The sequence below is a fragment of the Paeniglutamicibacter sulfureus genome, from assembly GCF_039535115.1.
GTDB classification, from domain to species: domain Bacteria; phylum Actinomycetota; class Actinomycetes; order Actinomycetales; family Micrococcaceae; genus Paeniglutamicibacter; species Paeniglutamicibacter sulfureus.
Genome location: NZ_BAAAWO010000001.1, coordinates 2657908 through 2677994 on the forward strand (window position 1 = coordinate 2657908; position 20087 = coordinate 2677994).

15 protein-coding genes and 1 pseudogene are annotated in these 20087 nt (G+C 64.2%); 8 read left to right on the forward strand and 8 right to left on the reverse strand.

Features of this window, described 5'->3' with window-relative positions; genetic code table 11:
* Positions 1-62 precede the first annotated feature (62 nt).
* The 4 genes from ABD687_RS12145 to ABD687_RS12160 are packed head-to-tail and all read right to left on the reverse strand — an operon-like array spanning position 63 to position 4349.
* A complete protein-coding gene (locus ABD687_RS12145) occupies positions 63-914 on the reverse strand; it encodes an SDR family NAD(P)-dependent oxidoreductase (protein ID WP_310290843.1) in 852 nt (283 codons plus the stop codon).
* Positions 915-916: 2 nt separating this feature from the next.
* Positions 917-2134, reverse strand: a complete 1218-nt coding sequence (locus ABD687_RS12150; RefSeq protein WP_310290841.1) for an FAD-dependent oxidoreductase — start codon at positions 2132-2134, stop codon at positions 917-919.
* A 39-nt stretch (positions 2135-2173) separates the two neighbouring features.
* The gene (locus ABD687_RS12155; RefSeq protein WP_310290839.1) at positions 2174-3154 is read right to left on the reverse strand and encodes a PDR/VanB family oxidoreductase; all 981 of its coding nucleotides are present in this window, start codon (positions 3152-3154) and stop codon (positions 2174-2176) included.
* A 10-nt stretch (positions 3155-3164) separates the two neighbouring features.
* Positions 3165-4349 carry a cytochrome P450 gene (locus ABD687_RS12160; protein ID WP_310290837.1) on the reverse strand — a complete coding sequence of 395 codons (1185 nt, stop codon included), beginning with the start codon at positions 4347-4349 and terminating at the stop codon, positions 3165-3167.
* A 134-nt stretch (positions 4350-4483) separates the two neighbouring features.
* Between ABD687_RS12160 and ABD687_RS12165 the strand changes: the two genes are divergently transcribed.
* Positions 4484-5398, forward strand: coding sequence for a LysR family transcriptional regulator (locus ABD687_RS12165; RefSeq protein WP_310290835.1), 915 nt, complete (start codon positions 4484-4486; stop codon positions 5396-5398).
* A gap of 211 nt (positions 5399-5609) precedes the next feature.
* Here the strand turns inward: ABD687_RS12165 and ABD687_RS12170 are convergent.
* Positions 5610-6896: pseudogene (locus tag ABD687_RS12170) on the reverse strand (MFS transporter); the annotation flags it as partial.
* A 310-nt stretch (positions 6897-7206) separates the two neighbouring features.
* On the opposite strand from ABD687_RS12170, the gene ABD687_RS12175 reads away from it, so the two are divergent.
* The 6 genes from ABD687_RS12175 to ABD687_RS12200 all read left to right on the forward strand — a co-directional run bounded on the left by ABD687_RS12175 (position 7207) and on the right by ABD687_RS12200 (position 15857).
* Entirely contained in the window at positions 7207-8019 is an 813-nt protein-coding gene (locus ABD687_RS12175; RefSeq protein ID WP_310290833.1) for an SDR family NAD(P)-dependent oxidoreductase, read from the forward strand.
* Between the two features lie 38 nt (positions 8020-8057).
* The gene (locus tag ABD687_RS12180) at positions 8058-9266 is read left to right on the forward strand and encodes a serine hydrolase domain-containing protein (protein ID WP_310290830.1); all 1209 of its coding nucleotides are present in this window, start codon (positions 8058-8060) and stop codon (positions 9264-9266) included.
* A gap of 10 nt (positions 9267-9276) precedes the next feature.
* A complete protein-coding gene (locus ABD687_RS12185) occupies positions 9277-11529 on the forward strand; it encodes a cytochrome P450 (protein ID WP_310290828.1) in 2253 nt (750 codons plus the stop codon).
* A gap of 682 nt (positions 11530-12211) precedes the next feature.
* Complete coding sequence (locus ABD687_RS12190; protein ID WP_310290826.1) at positions 12212-13006, forward strand: carboxymuconolactone decarboxylase family protein; 795 nt, start codon at positions 12212-12214, stop codon at positions 13004-13006.
* A gap of 5 nt (positions 13007-13011) precedes the next feature.
* Positions 13012-13878 carry an SDR family NAD(P)-dependent oxidoreductase gene (locus ABD687_RS12195; RefSeq protein WP_310290824.1) on the forward strand — a complete coding sequence of 289 codons (867 nt, stop codon included), beginning with the start codon at positions 13012-13014 and terminating at the stop codon, positions 13876-13878.
* 446 nt (positions 13879-14324) lie between these two features.
* Positions 14325-15857: an MFS transporter gene (locus ABD687_RS12200; protein WP_310290821.1), complete on the forward strand. Its 1533-nt coding sequence runs from the start codon at positions 14325-14327 to the stop codon at positions 15855-15857.
* A 24-nt stretch (positions 15858-15881) separates the two neighbouring features.
* Here the strand turns inward: ABD687_RS12200 and ABD687_RS12205 are convergent, their stop codons facing one another.
* Positions 15882-16463 carry a TetR/AcrR family transcriptional regulator gene (locus ABD687_RS12205; protein ID WP_310290818.1) on the reverse strand — a complete coding sequence of 194 codons (582 nt, stop codon included), beginning with the start codon at positions 16461-16463 and terminating at the stop codon, positions 15882-15884.
* A gap of 531 nt (positions 16464-16994) precedes the next feature.
* Between ABD687_RS12205 and ABD687_RS12210 the strand changes: the two genes are divergently transcribed.
* On the forward strand, positions 16995-17903 hold the full coding sequence (locus ABD687_RS12210; RefSeq protein ID WP_344760992.1) for an MBL fold metallo-hydrolase: 909 nt from the start codon (positions 16995-16997) through the stop codon (positions 17901-17903).
* A 74-nt stretch (positions 17904-17977) separates the two neighbouring features.
* On the opposite strand, the gene ABD687_RS12215 is transcribed toward ABD687_RS12210, so the two are convergent.
* A complete protein-coding gene (locus ABD687_RS12215; protein ID WP_310290812.1) occupies positions 17978-19564 on the reverse strand; it encodes an FAD-dependent oxidoreductase in 1587 nt (528 codons plus the stop codon).
* Positions 19565-19617: 53 nt separating this feature from the next.
* Positions 19618-20025, reverse strand: a complete 408-nt coding sequence (locus tag ABD687_RS12220; RefSeq protein ID WP_310290809.1) for a hypothetical protein — start codon at positions 20023-20025, stop codon at positions 19618-19620.
* Positions 20026-20087: the final 62 nt, after the last annotated feature.

Consider the following 20087-nt stretch of genomic DNA (forward strand, 5'->3'; position numbering starts at 1 on the left):
GGTGCGGCTGGAGGCCGGAAGTCCCTTCACGGGAACCCGGCCGGAAACGGGTCTCGGTGCGGTCAGGAACCGGCCTGGCGCACCGGCGGTGGAGTGCCGGTGGCCATCCAATCCATGCGGCGCTGGATGCCGGCGGTTGCCATATCCGGGTGCGGCAGGACGAAGAACGTGTTGTTCCGGATCGCTTCCAACACCTGATCCGCGACAACCGCCGGTTCCAGGCCGGACTGTGCAGTGACGGCGGCGAGCCGTTCCATGACCTTGACGCGGCCCTCCTCGTTTGCCTGCGCAACATCCTGCGGGCGGTTGCGCTCGGCATCGACCATGCGGGTCTTGACCGGCCCGGGGGCCAGCAGCGAAACGCCCACATTGGAACCCGCCGTGCGCAGCTCGACCTCGAGGCATTCGCTCATGCCCAGTACCGCGAACTTGGACGCACAGTAAGGGGTCATCGTGGCGGTGCCCGAGTTGAAGGCGGCAACCGAAGCGGTGTTGACGATGTGCCCGCCACCGTTGGCTTCAAGCAGTGGCAGGAACACCCGGCAGCCGTTGAGCACGCCGAAGAAGTTCACGTCCATGACCCAGCGCCAGGCGGATTCGGAAATCGACAGGAAGCTGCCCCCGGTTTCCACCCCGGCGTTGTTGCACACGACGTCGACGCGGCCCAGCTGCTCCAGGGCGGTGCGCGCGAGGTTCTCGACGGCCTCGATGTCTCGCACGTCCGTGGGGACACCGATGACCCGGCCCTTGGCGCTGAGCGATGCCACCGCGGAATCCAGCGCCGACTGCTCGACGTCGGCGATGGCCACCGACATGCCTTCCTCCAGGAACCTCTGGGCCAGGGCGTAGCCGATCCCGCTGGCACCCCCGGTGACTACGGCGACCTTTCCCGCAAAGTCTTCGATTCCGGGCATCGTTACCACGCCCCGATCAGGGACTTGGTTTCCAGCGACTTGGGGAAGAGGAGGCGCTGAACAACGGCTTCCTTGTCGGTTTCCAGGCGGCGCAGGTTCTCGAGCTGCCCTTCCAGTGCCTCTTGGTCATCGGAATGGTAGACGAGCTTCTTGTTGTTGCTGGCCGCGGGGCTGACGATCTCGGTGAAAACACGGCGGCGTTCGGTGGCGTAGTCATCGAGCACGGACTCGTCGGCTTCCCCGGCAACAACCGCGGCCAGGGCTTCGGCCAGCACGTAGGTGTCGAAGAGGCCCGAGGTCAGGCCCAGGCCACCGGTCGGGTTGGTGGCGTGAGCCGAATCCCCGGCAAGCAGCACGCGGTTCGCACGGTAGCTGCTGGCCGAGCGCTGGTGCATGGTGTACGGCGAGAAGGCATCGACCACCACCTTGTCCGGGTCCTGGACGATCTGTGCGAAGAAGCCGGGCATGCGATCGGACACCGATTCCTCGGGAAGTGCGGCGTCCTCGCAGTAGGTGTAGCGCCACAGGCCCGTCTCGCCGGAGTTGTCGATCTTGGAGATGATGGCACCGTAGGTGTCATCGATCAGCATGGTCGTTTGGCTGTAGCCTTCGGCCTCGAAAGGGTAGCGGATGTTGGTGGCAACAAAGCGCTCGGGCCAGGTCACGCCCTCGAAGTCGATGCCCACGGCCGCGCGCACCTTGCTGCCTGCGCCGTCGGCACCGATCAGCCATGTGCCACGGACCTCGGTCTCGCCCGTCTGGGTCTGGAAGGTGGCCGTCACCGAGTCCTCGTCCTGGACCAGGGAGGTGAATTTGTGTCCCCAGTGGACCTCGGCGTTGGGGTACTTGGCCAGGTGTTCCAGCGCGATCTGGACCAGGACGTTCTGTCCCAGGTGGAGGTTGTGCGGGTGCTCCACGATGCCTTCGAGGGAACCGAGACCGAAGTTGATTTCTTCTCCAGTCTTGTGGACCTTGTAGGTGTAGTCCTGCTTGAGGAATCCGCGCTCGGTGGCGTCCTCCAACAGGCCCATGCGGGCCAGTCCGTCAAGGACCGACCAGTGGTACACCATGGCCCGCGGGGCCATGGCAATGTCCAGGCCGCGTTCGAAGACCTTGACGTTGACACCCGCCCGGGCCAGGCCCAGTGCGTTGAGGATGCCAACGGGTCCCGCACCTACAACAAGGACGGTGGGCGGGACGGATGAGGATTCGGTGCTCATTCTAAGGAGCCTTTCCGGGGAAGGGTGAGGGAGAAGGGACTAGATCTCGAGTTCAAGGACGTCGCAGGCGGAACGCGAAACGCAGATCATCATCATTTCGTTGGACTCCTTTTCCTCGTCGCTCAGGATCGAGTCGCGGTGGTCTGCTTGTCCGCTGATGATGCGGGTTTCACAGGTCCCGCAGGTCCCCTCCATGCAGGAGAAGATGACCGGAGCCCCGGCTTCCTCGGCCACCTCGACGATGTTGCGGTCCTCGGGCACCTCGATGTCGATCCCGCTCAGGGCCAGCTTGACCGTGAAGGACGTCTTGGCCGCGGCGACGACCGGCTTGGGTGCGAATCGTTCCAGGTGCAGTGTTCCGGCGGGCCAGGATTCGGCGGTCAGGGACTCCAGTGCGCGCAGCAGGCCCTCGGGACCGCAGGCGTAGATCTTGACCCCTTCACGGGGAGTCCCCGTGAGTGCGGCAAGGTCCGGGAACCCGCATTCGTCGTCGGGGCGGATGTCGACCTTGCCGGGGTATTTGTCGGCGAGTTCGCTCCAGAAGGCCATGGAGGTGCGGGAGCGGCCCATGTAGGTCAGCTTCCAGTCCTTGCCGTTGCGTTCGGCCTCTTCCATCATCGGGATCATGGGCGTGATGCCGATGCCGGCGGCAATGAAGTGGTACTCCGCCGATTCGACAAGCGGGAAGTGGTTTCGCGGGCCCGTGACCTCGAGGATGTCGCCGGCCTCGATCTTTTCGTGGACCTCTTGCGATCCGCCGCGGGAGTTCGGGTCCTTCAGGATGCCCAGGCGGTAGCTTCCGGAATCCGTGGGGCTGGAGCACAGCGAGTACTGGCGGCTGAGTCCCGAAGGCAGGTGGATTTCCAGGTGGGCTCCGGGCTTCCATGCCGGAAGAACCTCTCCACTCGGATCAACGAGTTCAAGCTCGGTGACGCAGTCGCTGGCGTCCTTCTTGGCCAGCACCTGCAGCGGTGCGCGGTAGACAAGCGCGTCGGTGCGCGCGGGGCTTTGGACGGTCATTGTCTATTCCTTACTTCTCGAAGCGGACCCGGGCGTGGGTCCACCCTGTGCGCAATGGGCGGCCGTTGGAAACGATCTCCCCAACGAGTTCAAAATTCCTTGTCTTCTCCAGGAGCTGGACGACCATGGCCTTGAGTTCTGCCCGGGCGATCGGGGACCCCATGCACTGGTGCGGGCCGTGCCCGAAGGTCAGGTGCGGGTTCGGGGAACGATCCGCCACGTATGCATCACCGTTGGGGAACTTGTCCTCATCACGGTTCGCGGCAAAGACGTTGAGCCCCACCTTGGCGCCGGCGGGAATGGTGACGCCGTGAGCCTCGACCTTGCGGGTGGTCTTGCGCCCGGTGTGGTGCAGGGGAGGCGCCAGCCGGAGGATTTCCTCGATCGCGGATTCCACGAGCTCGGGCTGCGCCCGCAGCTGCGCCTGCGCTTCGGGGTTTCCGGCGAGGTACTTCATGATCGAACCGATGGCGGCGGTGGTGGTGTCTGCCCCGGCCGAGAAGATCTGTACGCCGATGGCCACGGCCTCGTCCTGGGTGATCGGGCGGCCCTCGGGCTCGAGTTCCAGCACGCCCGACATGATGTCGATGGCCGGGTCCTGCGGGTTGGCGCGGCGGTCCTCAATGAGGGCCTCGACCGTCGGATTCCACAGGTTCTTGTTGACCTCGCGGAGTTTTTCCACGTCGTTGCGGACCGCGTCTGCCTTGGCCAGGCTGTCGGCCATGGTGACCCAGGCATCGTCCGGTAACAGCAGGAACCTTGCCAGGACCTTCTGCGGGACGATCACGCCGAATTCCTCGATCATGTCGGCCTCGCCGGCTTCGATCAACGGATCGAGGTGCTCTGCGACCAGCGCCTCGATGTCCGGCTGCAGCATTTCCAGCCGCGCCGGGAGAAAGTACGGCGCCAGGAACTTGCGGTAGAAGGTGTGTACCGGCGGGTTCTCCTGAATGGGGATCGAGCGCATGAACTGCGGGAATTCCAGGAACGGCTGGCCGGACGCATAGGTGCGCCAATCGCGCGAGCCCTTCTGGACGTCGCTATACCGGAAGAAGTCGAAAAAACCCTCGTAGTCGCTGGTATAGGCGACCGGGCATTCGTCCCGAAGCTGCTTGTAGACGGCCGGGTACTCGGACGTCTCCAGCTTGATGGGGTTCCAGTCGTCCTTGGTGACGGTGGTGGTTTCGGTGCTCACGCGGCAACTCCCTTGCAGTTCCAGTCCGGGGATTTGTAACCCCGATCACTTCATTGGTTACGACAGTAATGTGATGCAAGAAACATAGCCATACGCTTCTACTCATTCGCAGGGAGCAGGTATACGATCCATGTATGGACATTCGCCACATTCGCTACTTCCTCGAAATCACCCGCCAGGGCTCGATCTCCAAGGCCGCCAAGGTCCTGCAAATGACCCAGCCACCGCTCAGCGCCTCGCTGAAGAACCTCGAGGACGAGCTGGGGGTGCGATTGCTGGACAGGACCGCCCGGGGCATCACCCCGACCCGCGCCGGCCGGCTGCTCCTGGAAAAGGGGGCCCGGCTCGTTGACGAGACGGAGCACCTGACCCAGGAACTGATGCGCCAGGGCCAGGGGCTCAGCGGCTCGCTGCACCTTGCTGTCATCCTGCCGTTCGCCTGGGCATATCTTCCCCGGGTCCTGGGCCGGTTCCGGGAAGCTTCCCCCGGCACCGACATCTCCCTCACCGACGTCAACCCGGGGAACGTGATCGAGCAGATCCGCAACGGGAACCTGGACGTGGCGATCGTGGCAACCGGCTCGGCAAGCCGGCTGCAGACGATGTACCAGGACGACACCCGGGTGGAACTGATCTCCAAGCTCGGCATCTCCCCCGTGCTGCCCACCAGGTTCAAGGACGCACCAAAGACGATCCCCCTGCAGGACCTCATGGGGGAAACCTGGCTTCTTCCCATGCCCTCGCTTCGGCTCCCGGGCATGACCGAGATGCTGGTGGACTTCTGGCTCGCCCAAGGCCTGCCCCTGCCCTCAATCAAGCCGGTGACCAGCCTGCAGACAACGCTTCCGCTGGTGGCCGCCGATCTGGGGATCAGCATCATGCCGCCGGAAATCCAGCAGATCGCGCGCACCACCATCGTCACGCGCAAGATCGATCCCCCCATCCCGCCGATGGAGATCGCGGCCGTCTGGAGCACCGCCCGCGAGCCCTCGGAGGTTGCCACCAAGTTCATTGAGGTCCTCGTGGGGCCGCGGGCCGCGAGGACCTAACCCTGCCGATGGGCCCCTGCCCGGCAGTGGGGGGCCTTGCAGGCCGGGAGTTCCTTCGTTAAGGACCGAGGTCGTTGCACCCCCCGGGATCCAGGGGGGTGCGACGACCGCGCACATGTTCCCTCGGGGAGGGCCTTGCAAGGTCGACGTCGCGGAACGAATCCCGTCGATTCGTCTGGCCAATAGTCCAGCGGAAAGCCCCCCATGGTGGCTACCGGTGCGCGGAGACCTCCGCCGGTGCGTCCGAAGTCCCGGCGGCCCCGGAGGATTTCCCGCGGTTGAGGTCCGCAATGGCGATCAGCCTCGTCATGGAGATCATGGCGATGAAGAGAAGCGCTGCGACGAAGATCGAGATCGCGTACGGGCTGCCCGTGTACTGCAGCAGCACGGCGGCGACCATCGGGGTCAAGCCCGAACCCAGGCTGGTGGCAATCTGGTACCCAAGGGACATTCCGGTGAAACGAACCTCGGCGGGGAACGAGTCCGCAAACAATGCGGCCTGGGCACCGTAGACCAGGGAATAGCAGCAACCAAAGCCCACAATGTAGCTCACGGCAATGAGCCATGGATTGTGCGTGCTCACGGCCCAGAAGAGGTGGAACACGGCAGCTATGACCAGGGCCGAGCCAATGACCATCATCTTCTTGCGGCTCACGATGTCGGAGAGGTGGCCCGCGAGCAGGATCATCGGAATCTGGACGATGAAGGTTGCCAAGGTGATCGTGAGCATGATGGTGGGGTCGATGCCCGCTTCCTTCGTGCTGAAGTTCACCAGGTAGACGATGACCAGGATGGAGAACGCGCCGAAGCCCAGGTGCGAGAGAGCCACCAGGACGACCGACTTCAAGTGCTTCCTGAGCACCTCGAGAAGCGGGACCTTGACCTCATGGCCTTCCTTCTTGACGACCTTGAACTCGGGCGATTCGGAAATGCGCAGGCGGATGAACAGGCCCACGGCGACAAGCACCGAGCTGAAGAGGAAGGGGATCCGCCATCCCCATGCCAGCATGTCCTCGTCCGGCAGGAGGGTGACCAGCAGGAAGGCCGCGTTGCCAAGAATCGATCCGGCGGCGGGACCCAGCTGGGGAATGGCCGCATAGAATCCGCGGCGGTTCGGTGGCGCGAACTCGAAGGCCATGAGGATGGCTCCGCCCCACTCGCCGCCAAAGGCGATCCCCTGCGCGAGCCTGAGCACGACCAGGATGATGGCCGCCCAGATTCCAATCGTTTCGAATGTGGGCAGCAGGCCAATCAGCGTGGTCACCCCACCCATGATGAGCAGGGTGATCACCAGAATGGATTTGCGGCCGATCCGGTCCCCGTAGTGCCCGAAAATCACGGCGCCCAGCGGGCGCGAAAAATAGCCCACGGCAAGTGTGGCGAAGGTGGCCAAGGTTGCGATGAATGGATTGGTGTCGGGAAAGAAAAGCTGTGGGAACACGAGCGCCGCGGCGAGCCCGTAAATCGAGAAGTCGTAGTACTCGATGGTGTTGCCCGCGAGGCTGGCGGCCGCGACCTTGCGGGCAGCGCCTTTCGGGCGTTGGTTTTACGAGTTGGCAACGGACACGTAGATCTCCTGAAATGTGAGGGGCGTCATAGGCGAATGCCCCGAGCGTAATGCCGGATCGGGTGGCCGGCACAACGAAAATCCTCAATTAACCCCTGCGGATATACAGAATAGATATGCCTTTTCCCGGAAATTACTAGACACGTGTCTAATTACTGTGGCAGGCTGTCTCCGTTATCACTGTGAGGCACGACACTTCGCTCCACCCGCGGAACGGCCTCGAGAAGATTGGGAGCACCACATGGATTTGGACGGCAAGATCGCAGTTGTCACCGGCGCAGCATCGGGCATGGGCCTGGCCGCCGCCAAGGCGTTGATCGGGGCGGGCGCAACCGTCTATGGGATCGATCTTCGACAAGAGGCCCTCGATCGCGAATTCACGACCCTGGACCGCGCCCACGGCTTCGTGGCGGATATTTCAGACTCCCGGGCCGTCAACCAGGTCTTCGCGCAGGTGGATATCGACCACGGCAAGCTGGACATCCTGGTCAACGCCGCCGGTGTCTCCACGCCGAACAGGGAAAAGCAGGCCTGGGTGGATGGAATCAACACCAAAATGGTCGAGTCCTTCAAGTCCGGCGAGCCCTACAACCCGGAGTTCCTCGGCGGTATCACCGACGAAGACTTCGACCGAGTCGTGGCGATCAACCTCAACGGCACCTTCTACACCATTCGCGCCGCCGTCCCGCTGCTCAAGAAGGCTGGCCGCGGCTCGATCATCAACTTTGCCTCCGTCGCCGGGCTCATCGGCCTGCCCATGCCCGCCTACTACCCGGCATCCAAGGCCGCGGTCGTGGGCCTGACCAAGGCGGTCGCCGCGGAGCTCGCACCCTTCGACATCCGGGTCAATGCCTTGGCACCTGCAGGCATCAACACCCCGATGTTCACCGCCTCCGGCGAGGACCACGTCCAGGCCCTGCTGGCCCTGCAGCCGCTCAAGCGGGTTGCCGAACCGGAAGAGATCGGCCGCACGGTCCTGTTCCTGGCCTCCGACGACGCCGGCCACTACACCGGCCAAACCATGTCGCCCTCCGGCGGCGCCCTCATGCTCTGACCCCACCGCCCCCGGCACCCTGAACGGAGAACTCCCCCATGCAGCACATCGCACTCCCCGAGACCACCATCACCGATACCCCGGGCCTTGAACGCCGCTTCCTCGAGGTCCTGGACGAGACCATCCGGGCGGACATCGACCGCGGCGACTACCACGGCGCCAATGTCATCGTGGCGCGCCACGGCGAGATCGCCATGCGCGGCAGCTACGGCATGGCCGAGGTCGCAACCGACCGCCCCACCCGATCCGATGACGTGTACCGCATCCTTTCCATGTCCAAGGGCTTCACCAACGTCCTGATCTACCGGGCCCTCAGCGAGGGCAAGCTCATGCTCTCCACGCGAGTGGTCGACCTGATCCCGGAGTTCTTCGGCACCGAACCGTTCCGCGCGGCCCGCAAGGACCGGATCAACCTCGCACACCTGCTCACCCACCGCGCCGGCATGCCCGCCACTCCCAACCCGGGGGTCGGCCCGGAGGGCTTCGCCGTGCTCGCAGACGTCATTTCGGCGCTCTGCGGCGTGGACGTGATCAATGAGCCCGGCACCAACCTCAACTACTCCGCGGCCATCAACCACGCGCTCATGGGTGAGATGGCCCGCCGCGCGTACGGGGCAGCCTCCTTCCGGGAGCTCATGCAGGAGAAGGTGTTCGGGCCGATCGGGATGGAGAACACCCGCTTCGGCATGCCCGCCGACTGGCAAGAGCGGGCCGTGCCGCTGAAGGTCATCGAAGCCAACGACTCGTGGCTCAAGCCCGAGGACATCGAGTGCCTCAACGACGTCATCGACCGCCCCGACGCCGAGATGCCCTGGGTGGGCGCGGTCTCCACGATCGAGGACGTCTTCGCGTTCACCGAGGTGCTGCGCAACAGGGGCCGCACCGCGAACGGGGAGCAGCTCTTCGGGGAGTCGGTGCTCGACTTTGCCACGTCCAACCAGACCGGCGATCAGATCAACGACCTCTACGGCATGGTCGCCGCAGCTCGCAGCTGGGACCTCCCGCCGGGGAACATGGGCCTGGGCATGGCGTTGGCCGGAAGCGGCACGCACGCCCGGTTCTTCGGTCCGTTTGTCTCCCCGCGCACCTTCGGCTCCTACGGCGCCGGATCCTCGCTGCTGTGGGTCGACCCGGTCTCCGGCCTGTCCTTCTGCTTCCTCTCCTCCGGGGTGATGGACGAGGGCGACAATGTCGCACGCTTCCAAAAACTGTCCACCATCGCCGCCTCCGCGGTCACCAGCAAGTAAGGAACCGGCCATGACCGTCCTCCAGGACAATGCCCGGCCCATGGGCCGCTGCCCCGTCGCCCACGGCTTCGATGCCATGGGCGACGACTACTACCACGACCCCGCCCGCCACCTGGCGGAAGTTCGCGACGCCACCCCGGTGTTCTGGTATCCGTACCTCAACGCCTGGATCGTCACCAAGCACGAGGATTGCCTGACCGTCCTCTCCGACTGGCAGACCTATTCCTCGGCGGCCAACTCCGCCGCGGACGTCCCGGCGAAGCATCGGGACATCTACCCGCCGGAACTCGTGGCGAAGATGATCGTGGGCCAGGACCCGCCGGGCCACACCGACGCCCGCTCCGTGGCCCAGCGCGGCTTCATCAAGGAACGCATGGACCGGCTCCAGCCGGAAATCGAGGCCCGGGCACACCGGATCATCGACAGGTTCGAGACCAAGGGGTCGGCGAACCTGCTCGAGGAATACTCGCTGGAGCTGACCACCCAGACCATCATGGCCCTGTTGGGACTCGGCTATGAGCATGAGGCCATGCTGCGGCAGTTGCGCGATGACCTCTTCGCGGTGCTGTCCTCCGCCCACGAGCCGCTGCCCGAACCGAAGCGTTCCGAGGTGTGGGACCGCTTTGTCGCGGCCAACCTGGTATTGCGCGGCATCGTCGATTCACGGCGCGATTCGGACGCCGACGACATCATCTCGGTGATGGCCTCGGCCAGGAACGACGACGGGTCCTGGGCACTTCCGACCCCGCAGATCGCCTTGCACGTTTCCGAGTTCGCGGCGGCCGGCACCGACACCACCGCCCAGGCCATGACCAACGCGGTCATCTTCCTCGCCGAAAACCCCGAGGCGCTGCAGGATGCGATCGACGAGCCAGAATTGTGGTCACGGGTCTTCGAGGAAACCGTCCGCCGACGCCCGTCCTCGACCTTCACCTCCCGCCGCGCCACCCGCGACGTCGAACTCTCCGGGATCAAGATCGCGGCCGGGGACATGATCTGGATCGCCTTGGCCTCGGCCAACACCGACCCCGAGCATGTGGATCGTCCCTTCGAATTCGACATCCATCGCCCCAACCCCACCGACCACCTGGCCTTCACCGCCGGTCGGCACACCTGCCTGGGCAATCCGCTGGCCCGGGTCCAGGGAACCACCGGCCTGCGGGTGCTTTTCGAGCGCCTGCCCTCGCTTCGGCCCGACGAGACCGACGCGCCGGACTTCCTGAAAATGGCGCTGCTGCCGGTGCGTCGTTCCCTGAACGTGCACTGGGACGTGGCCGATGTCGAACGCTCCCGCGAACGCACGATCCGCACGGTGAACCTGCAGGTCCTTCAACGGACCGAGGCTTCTGACTGCGTTGCCGCATTGACTCTGGGACATCCGGATGGGGGCCAGCTTCCGCATTGGAAGGCCGGGGCACACGTCGATGTCCACATCCCCAACGGAGAGCTTGAGCCCTACGTGCGGCAGTACTCGTTGTCCTCGGACTCCGAGGAGCGAACCATCTACCGGATTGGCGTGCTCAAGGAAGTGGCAGGGCGAGGCGGCTCCGCTGCCGTCCACGAGACGCTCCTCCCCGGCTCCCGCGTCACCGTGTCCTGGCCGCGCAACAACTTCCGCCTTTCCCCCGCAGGGAAGTACCTGTTCATCGCCGGAGGCATCGGCATTACGCCGATCCTCGCCATGATCAGGGAGGCCGAGCGCGCGGGCGCCGACTGGGAACTGACCTACGGCGGCCGCACCCGCACGTCGATGGCTTTCCTCGACGAGCTGGCCGCCTACGGCGAGAAAGTCGCCATTGTTCCCCAAGACGAGTTCGGGCACGTGGACTTGCCCGGGCTGCTTGCCGAGGCGCGGGCGGACACCCTGGTCTACGCATGTGGTCCCGAGCCGCTGCTCCGGGCAGCAGAGGAGCACGCGGCGCACTGGCCCAAGGATTCATTGCGTCTGGAGCGGTTCGCGCCCAAGTCCGTGGAGCGAACCGCTCCAGATGCCCCGTTCGAAGTCGAGTTCGCCGAGTCCGGCACGGTCATTGAGGTCGGCGCGGACGAGACAATCCTGGATGCAGCCCAGAAGGCAGGGCTGCCGGTGATTTCCTCGTGCAAGACCGGAACCTGCGGCACGTGTGAGACCCCGGTTCTCTCGGGGCGTGCCGACCACCGGGACTCGATCCTTTCGGCCTCGGAACAGGAAGCCAACGAAACCATGATGATCTGCGTGTCCCGCGCCGCCGGGAACTGTCCGCGGCTGGTGCTCGGCCGCTGACAGCGGCTCGACGCAATTCACCGCGTCCGTCCACGCATCTTGCGCGGAATCGTCGGCCTGCAACGCGTCGGCCCACGGAGGGCCGGCAGGGCGGCGTCCTCCGGGTGCGGAAGGTCTAGTCCAGAGCGGGGAAGATCCAGGGGTGCCGCCCATGCACGTCTGGACCTTCCCCGCTCCAGACGTGCATGGGCGGGGTTTCCCCCCTGGTGGATCCGACGTGCCGACGGGCAAGTCCGCGAGGACAAAAAGCCGGTTGGCGCCTTTCTGCACACCTCGTGGGCACGGTGGAAAATTCCTTCGAGCACCGGCCATTCGGCCCGGCTGCAGGCAAATATCACCGCCCCCATACGCGAAGGCTATATCCCCTGACGCCCAACTATGTCGCCGCTATGTCAAAGCGGTCCCGGCCGATACTAGCGTGGTGACCAGGGCCACAACCGCATGGTTCCTTGCTTGAAGGCACTCGCCGCCTGGACCGTCAGGACATCCGGGCCACGGTCACCATCCCGCAAGGTCGCAACCGAGGGCCGGTCGACTTGTCTTGAACCCAAGACCTCCCCCGGGCAGGCCCCGAACACTGGACAACAACACCAGGTCGCACCCACCACGATCGGCACGACCATCCCCGCAGGCAGCATTGCGATGGCCCAACTCCACCCCCGACAATGAAGGACTACCGACAATGACGACGAACACCGTGTCCGCTCAGGCGATCTCACCGACGCAACTCCGGGAGGATTTCGAGCGACTGCACGGTCGCTGGGATGAACGGCTGCAGGCGTTGCTGGAATTGAACCCGCGTATGTTCGAGGTACATGCCGGCCTCGTTGGCGTCTCCAATCGCCAAGGGGTCCTGTCCGAGAAGATCGGCCATCTGGTCCACCTTGCCGTTGCCGCGGCGGCCACACACCTCTACGGGCCCGGGACCGAGGGCCACATCCGCGGAGCCCTGCGTGCCGGCGCTACCGAGCAGGAAATCGCGGAGGTCCTGCAACTGACCGGGACATTGGGTATCCACGCGCACAACGTAGGTGGGCCGATCCTGGAGAAGGTCCTCAGGGAGACGGGCAACCTGCCACAGACCCCTGAGCCCTTGACCGAGCACCAGCACCGACTCAAGGCCTCTTTCGAAGCGCGCAGGGGCTTCTGGCATGAAGATTTCGAACAACTCCTGCGCCTGGATCCGGACCTCTTCGAGGCGTACTGCGAGTATTCCGGCCTCCCCTGGACCGAAGGCGAGCTGGAACCCAAGGTCCGGGAATTCATCTACATTGCCTTCGACGTCGCCGCCACCCATCTGCACCGGCCCGGCATTGAGCAGCACTTCCGCAATGCACTGCGCCACGGAGCCACCGCGCAAGAGCTGCTGGCCGTCCTGCAGATTGCTTCCACCCTCGGCACCCACGGGGTGCTTGAGGGTGCACTGGCAATGGCCCGCGTGCGTGCGCATGAATCCGTAACCGCCGAACAGGAGTAAACAGCATGACCACTACAACCACTAACACAAACCATTCAACGATTTCCGAGGAACGCCGGCTGAGAAAACTTGGCGAACTATTCAATGTTCGGGGTTTGGGGATCGTCGTCACCGGGGGCGGTAGCGGTCTGGGCCTACGCATGGGCACCGCCTTGGCCGAGGCCGGCGCCCACGTGACGCTGCTCGATATTGTCGGGGATCGGCTTCTGGAAGCCCAGGCAGAACTGGCCGGACGAGACGTGCTGGTTGACGTTGCCACGGTGGACACCACCGACTTCGAAGAGCTCGACGCGCTTTTCGAGCGGCTCGAGCATGGCGAGCACGGACTTCACGCAGTATTCGCCAACGCGGGGATCAGTGCAGGGATCGGTCCGCGCCTGAAGTCCGGGCGGATCACCGACCTGGATCGTGAGCGCTGGCAGCAGGTCCTCGACGTGAACCTCACCGGGGCCGTCAACGCGATGTCGGCGGCGGCACGTCACCTGAATGCGGGAACCGGACGCATCGTCGTCACTTCCTCCGTTGGTGGTATTCGGGCAGATCCGATGGTCGGCTACGCCTATGCCGCGACGAAGGCAGGGGTGGTCGGCTTGGTCCGCAACGCCGCGCTCGAGCTCGCCCATCGAGGGATCACCGTCAATGCGATCGCGCCCGGCCTTTTTGAGACCGGGATTCGCAAGGCAAACCCCGTTGCCCAGGCGATGAGCTCGGATTTCATGAAGGTCTCCGCAATGAAACGAGCCGGAGAGCTCTCTGAACTCGAAGGCCTGGCCGTTTACCTGGCCTCCCCTGCATCCAGCTATGTCACTGGTGCGGTGCTCAACATCGACGGTGGCGGCCAGCATGTCGGACCCAACGAGGTGGAACTCTAGGCCCTCCTTCACCGTTGCCCGGACGGCTCCGCGCACGATTTTCATAGCCCGGGCATTCCCCGGTGCCTTGCCGTTGCAATGCTGCCCGCCGGGGTCTGCAGCGCAACGGGATGGCACCGCATGACTGGAAGCTGATGGAAGCCCCCATTTAGCCGGCGCCGTGCGCCGGCTTTTCGTGGTGGCCTGAATTGGGCCTGAAACTGCAGGCAAGATCCGGCGGGCGGCCATGGTCGCCCCTGTCGGCATGCGCAGAATGTTCTGGCCCGCGCGCCTTCCGGCCTACTTGCTATACGAGAACCATATACCCGCACAATCCCCAGATCTTGACACGTGTCTAGTAATGTCCGGACAATGGTGACTTGCATCACGCTCGCAAAGATTGGCGGATGTCCGATGGGGGCGCCTGCGCCCGTTCGGCAGGTGTTCCACCCTCCCAAGGAGATCGCATGAGTACTAATCGGTTACCGGCCGCAGCCACCCCACAGGGGTCGGCTTCGCCATCCTCGTTCGGCAGACGTTCGACAGTGGACACCATCGATTCGGGGGAACCAGCCGGCAGGACCCTCGGGTGGCGCAAGGGCGGCCTGATGATGGCGGTGACCTTCTCGCTGCTACAAATGCTCAATGAGGTCGGGACCCTCATGGCCATTCCGCTCTACGGGTCAATGGCAGCCGGACTGGGCCTGGAGCCCCAGCAGGTATCTTGGGCACTGCTGGCCACCACACTTTGCGGGGCTTCAACCATTGCGTTGCTGGCAAAGGCCGGTGACGTCTTCGGCCATCGCCGCCTGATGATCTGGTGCGTCCTGGGGATCACCTTGGGCTATGTCGTCTCCGCGATTGCCCCGAACTTCACCGTGCTGTTGATCGGTCGCTTCCTCACGGGCGTTATGGCCGGGCAGGCCCTTTGCCTGGGAATCATGCGCGATCGCCTCAGCTCCGTGGATCGCAAGAAGGCCGTAGCCGTCATTGCGGCAGGCCAGGCAGTGGGAGTATTCATTGGCTTTGCGTTCGGTGGCCTGTTTGTTGCGCTCGGACTTAGCTGGCGAATTGCGTTCATTTTCGGCGCCCTTCTGACAGTGCTCTCCTTGGTTGCATTCCTCCGTTGGGGCGACGACTCGGACGCACTCCTGCGCCACAAGGGCTCCTCGAGGTCCTTGGACGTCGTGGGCGTCTTGCTCATGGGCCTTGGCCTCACGGCCTTGTGCGTTGGAATCAGCCAGTCGATGGTGTGGGGGCCCACCTCGATGCTGACCATCGTCGCCGTCGGACTGGGCGTCGTCCTGCTTGTCGCATCCCTGGTCTGGGAGTCCCGTTCGGCCCATCCCCTGGTCGATGTCAAGGAAATGTTCTCGGCGCGACTCCTGCCCGCCTATACGGTGTTCCTCACCATGGGCATCACCGGAATGCTCATGTTCAACCTCGTCATGACCTGGGCCATGTTGCCGGCACCTCTCCTCGGTTACGGCTTCGGGTTCAACCCGCTCTTCTCCAGCCTACTTTTCATCCCCATGATCATCGCCGGCATCGTTGCCGCACGCTATGTCTCCCGGGCCCTGGTCCGCATACCGGCGCGCAACGTGATCCTGGGTGCGGCGTTTGCCCTGGCCGCCGACTTCGTGTTCCTGCGCTTCACGCACGAGCATGTAATCGCGGTACTCGTGGCGATATTCGTCTTCGGTTTCGCCTACACCTCGCTCCTCACCACCGCGGTCTCCGTCATTGCGCTCGAAGCACGCGAAGCACAGGCGGCCGGAACTGCATCGGTATACGTAGCCATCGCACTCGCTGCTTCGTCGATCGGCGCGGCGATCTTCTCGGCCATCATGGGTTGGGGCTCCGACCCGATCACCATGGCACCGCGGCCGGAGGTTTTTGAGGTCGGATTCACCGTGGCGGCCTTCGCGACGATTTTCGCCATCGTCTCGGGCCTCACGCTGTCGAAGCAGGTGCGGCTCTCCCGTATCCAAGCCCACTAATCCCGCTCCGGCCTGAGGGCCGGGTCACTCGCCGAACAAATTTGCCCATTGCCGGGCCAATGAGGCGAGGACCCGGTCCTCTCGTTCGTTGTGGCCTCGGATGTACAGAAAGTAGAAGTTTCGTTCCAAACTCGTCATGAGGGTCGCCATGTGCACCTCCCGGTCTTGCCGCTCATCCTCGGTCTGGCAACCGTTGTACAACGTGGTCTGGACCGAGGCGATCCGCCTGAGCAATCCCAGCCATTCATCGAGTACGTTCGGCTCAGCAGCCATGGCACGGTTGATTGCCTCGAACTCCGCAGCGTACTGCACCCACATGAGACGAGCTTTTTCGAGCCACTGCCTCATCGAATCGGGCGTGTGGTCCGGCATCTGGTTGAGGATCGCGTACAAATCGGCAACCTCTGCTTCAATCTCCTGCATCCGGCTCATGATGATCTGTGGCTTGCTATTGAAGTAGAGGTAAAGGTTGGCCCTGCTCCCGCCAGCAGCCGAAGCTATCTGCGCCATTGACGTCTGCTCATAACCCTTGTCCTTGAACAGCCGTAGTGCCTCATCCACAAAACGCTGTCGAGTGGCTGCGCTCTTGGAGGTGCGCTCAGTCACCGGCGGTTCTGGAGTGTGCGAAATCAAGGTGCGCTCATGTTCCGTTCGTGGGAGGACTTGCCGACTGTTTGCTTGGAATCCTTGGCGGAAAATCCTTGCGGGGCTGGTGCCGCATATCAACATTGTCTCAAACTCGTCCGAGGGATGTGCCCACGCACGGTCTGGTGACCGTGGATCTGAGGACAAGTTGAACACCGAATCCGGGGCCATACCCGGGTCGTATACCTGCTCTCCACGGCTTGAACTTGATCGCGCAGAAAGACCAAGCCGCGCTGTTAGGGTCGTCACATGCCAAATCAAATGCCGCTTACAAAGCTTTCACGTCGACGTTTATTGCAGTCCGGGCTGGTGGCCGGGGCAGCCACGGCCATAGGCGCCGCACCCGGCCAGGCCTCCGTGCGTGGCGCCCGAGGATCCACGTCCGATACCGAGGTGATCCTCCTGGGTGTTGGCGGTGGCCCTACCTTCATGCCAGGGGCCGAGTGCGAGGGCATTGCAAGCGCCCTGAGGGTCGGTGACCGATACTATCTGGTGGATGCGGGCCACGGCGTCCTGCAACGACTGCGGCAGGCTCGGCTGGGAAACTGGCAAGTGCCGGGCGGCGGACCGCTCGACGCGCTCCGCGCTGTATTCATAACCCACCTGCATTCGGACCACATCGTGGATCTCAATAGTCTCTTCACTTCGGGGATCTTCAACGGCCTTCAAATGGTCGATCGTCCAGTTGAATTGATTGGTCCCGGGAACCGTGGAATGCTGCCACCGGTATTCGGTGGCGGGGCTCGCGGACCGGTGGTGGCCCCGGAGAACCCGACCCCGGGAACCACCGAAACCTGGGAACTGATCAAGCGCGCATTTGCCACCGATTTCAATGACCGGATCGCCGACAACCATGCGAAGAGCCCCGATCAACTCGTCAAGGCGCGCGATATCGAGCTGCCCTCGCATTTGATAGCCGATCCCAATGGAAACAACGTTCCAGACATGGAACCGGTGCAGGTCTACGAGGACGACCGGGTCCGCGTCACCTGCATCCTCGTCCAACATGCACCGGTGTTTCCCGCATTCGCCTACCGATTCGAGACGGAAGCCGGGAGCGTGGTCTTTTCCGGCGATACGTCGCGCACGCCGAACCTGGTCAAACTCGCCAAGGGTGCCGACGTGCTGGTGCACGAGGCCATTTCCCGCGAATGGCTTGACGGGGAAATGCCGGAGCCGCGTTCGCCGCAAGTCCAGGCCGGCTACCAGCACATGCTCGGGGCCCACACGGCTGCGGATGAAGTTGGCAAGGTGGCGGAGGAAGCCGGAGTTGGCCGACTGGTTCTGAATCACCTCGTGCCGATGGATTGGCCTGTACAACGCTGGCGTCAGACGGTGAAGCGGGACTTCTCGGGAGATCTGACCGTTGGCCAGGATCTCCTGCGGATTCCGCTGTCCTAACTGCCAATGTCCAAGAGAGGGAGGCGAGCGGATTCCAGCAAATGCCCGCCTCTCTCCATCGGCTCCTCAACCATCTAGTCGGCTGCGGGCGTGGCGTCTCCGGCGGCGCCGGCCCCCTCTTCCACGTCGGCCCAGGGCACCGGCTTGGCTTGGAGGGCGTCGATGGCAGGTCCCTGGATGACGCTGCCATCGGTGGCGAAGCGGGATCCGTGGCAGGGGCAGTCCCAGGTGGTGTCGGCCGAGTTGAATTCAACGGTGCAGCCCAGGTGCGTGCAGATGGCCGAAACGGCATGGAGCTGCCCTTCGGCATCCTTGTAAACGGCCGTGCTCTCGCCCTTGGTCTCGAGCACCTCCCCCTGACCGGGCGCCAATTCCGCGCGGTCGCGATGGCGGGCCAGTTTGCTGGTCAGATCGGTCGCGATGACCTTGAGGTTCTCCCCGATGAGCCGCTTCGCGCTGGCCACCGGGGTGACGCGGTTGCTGTTGAAAACCTCCGCCCACGGGTTCTCCCGGCCAGTGATGTTGTCGGCAAGAATCAGGCCCGCGGCCGTTCCGTTGGTCAGGCCCCATTTGCGCAGGCCGGTGATCACGTACACGTGCTTGGCGGTGGGAGACATGAGACCCACGTAGGGCAGGCCGTCCAGCGGAATGCCGTCCTGCGTCGACCACCGGTAGGCTATCTCCCCGGTACCCAGGGCCTCGCGGGCAAAGGCGGTCAGCCTGCGGTAGCGCTCGGCCGTGTCGCCGGATTCGGAGACGCGGTGCCCCTCCCCGCCGGCGAGCACATAGTTCCTGCCGTCCACGGCGACGGTCAGGATGGAGCGCATGGGTTCGTCGACGCTGATGAACGTTGCGTCCAGCGGCGCATCGTCCACCTGCGCGGCGACGAGGTAGGAACGGTGCGCGAGGCACCGGGCGTCAAACAGCCCCTGGTCGCCGAAGGGCACGTTCGTGGCGACGACGACGTCGTGCGCCCGGACGATGCCCCCATCGAGGCTGACGATGCAGGGCGAGCCCTCCTGGATGTCCGTCGCACGTGTCCCCTCGAAGACGAAGCTGCCATCCCCGTTGACGGCCCGGGCGAGCCCTTGGAGATACTTCACGGCATGCACCTGCGCCTGCCCGTCGAACCTGACCGCACCCTTGACGGGGAAAGGCAACGGCACATCGGCCGTGAACGTGGCGGGAAGGCCAAGCTCCGTGGAAAATTCGGCCTCCGCACGCACGCGTGCCAGGGCGTCGTCGGATTCGGCGTAGGTGTAGTTGGCCACCGTGCGGAAGTCGCAGTCGATGCCTTCGGCGGCCACCACGTCGGCGATATGGCGGATGGCTGCCTCGTTGGCCTGGCCATAGACCCGGGCGGTGTCCGCATCGTGGCTGTCGCGCAAGTCGGTGTAGGCGAGCCGATGCAGGGAGGTGACCTTGCCGGTGGTGTGGCCGGTGACGCCGGTGCCCACCTTGGAGGTTTCGATGACCGCCACGCTCCGGCCGGCGCGCTTGAGCGTCAACGCCGTCGTCAATCCGGCGATACCGCCGCCGATCACCGCAACGTCCACCTCCACGTCGCCGCGCGGGCCGGGATAGTCGGTGGTTCCGCCGGTGGCAACCCAAAGTGATATTGGTTCGCCTTCGAGCCGTTCACTGTTCGATGCGCTACTCATTGCCTTACCTCCAGATGGCCCAGTATTCGGAATGCCGGCATTGTCCGGCTGGATCAAGTTCCAATGCCCAATGCGGTCAGCAACACCAGGACTACTGTGGCCACCGCAAACAGGCCGTGCCCGTAGATGATCGCGAGCGGGAACCGCGATTCCGGGGTACCTTCGGTCCTGCCGTTCTTCCAGCGCAGGAACATCATCTCCCCCAGGACTGCGACGAGGACCAGCAGGCCGAGCGCGGTCCAGGCCAGGAGGACCTCCTTGTTGACAATGTAGATGATCCACACCACCAAGCCGGCAACCGCGAGGAAGAGGTGGCCGAAGATCAGCGGCGGCACGAGTCGCGTCGGGAAGGAGGCATCTCCCCGGGCAGCACGCAGACCGCCGTTGCGCAGCCATAGGCCGAACATCGTGAGACCCAGGACTGCGGTGACGAGCCAGCAGAGCAGTGCGGCGATGGCCATGGAACCAATCCTTCCCTCAGGGGGTGGAGCATCGGTCCGCGTCGGCAAAACTTCGACCGATC

What these genes read in the sequence shown, in the direction of transcription:
- ABD687_RS12215 (WP_310290812.1), bottom strand. Translation starts at nt 19,564, where the DNA reads ATGAGTAGCGCATCGAACAGTGAACGGCTCGAAGGCGAACCAATATCA.
- ABD687_RS12145 (WP_310290843.1), bottom strand. Translation starts at nt 914, where the DNA reads ATGCCCGGAATCGAAGACTTTGCGGGAAAGGTCGCCGTAGTCACCGGG.
- ABD687_RS12180 (WP_310290830.1), top strand. Translation starts at nt 8,058, where the DNA reads ATGCAGCACATCGCACTCCCCGAGACCACCATCACCGATACCCCGGGC.
- ABD687_RS12165 (WP_310290835.1), top strand. Translation starts at nt 4,484, where the DNA reads ATGGACATTCGCCACATTCGCTACTTCCTCGAAATCACCCGCCAGGGC.
- ABD687_RS12195 (WP_310290824.1), top strand. Translation starts at nt 13,012, where the DNA reads ATGACCACTACAACCACTAACACAAACCATTCAACGATTTCCGAGGAA.
- ABD687_RS12220 (WP_310290809.1), bottom strand. Translation starts at nt 20,025, where the DNA reads ATGGCCATCGCCGCACTGCTCTGCTGGCTCGTCACCGCAGTCCTGGGT.
- ABD687_RS12175 (WP_310290833.1), top strand. Translation starts at nt 7,207, where the DNA reads ATGGATTTGGACGGCAAGATCGCAGTTGTCACCGGCGCAGCATCGGGC.
- ABD687_RS12185 (WP_310290828.1), top strand. Translation starts at nt 9,277, where the DNA reads ATGACCGTCCTCCAGGACAATGCCCGGCCCATGGGCCGCTGCCCCGTC.
- ABD687_RS12150 (WP_310290841.1), bottom strand. Translation starts at nt 2,134, where the DNA reads ATGAGCACCGAATCCTCATCCGTCCCGCCCACCGTCCTTGTTGTAGGT.
- ABD687_RS12155 (WP_310290839.1), bottom strand. Translation starts at nt 3,154, where the DNA reads ATGACCGTCCAAAGCCCCGCGCGCACCGACGCGCTTGTCTACCGCGCA.
- ABD687_RS12200 (WP_310290821.1), top strand. Translation starts at nt 14,325, where the DNA reads ATGAGTACTAATCGGTTACCGGCCGCAGCCACCCCACAGGGGTCGGCT.
- ABD687_RS12190 (WP_310290826.1), top strand. Translation starts at nt 12,212, where the DNA reads ATGACGACGAACACCGTGTCCGCTCAGGCGATCTCACCGACGCAACTC.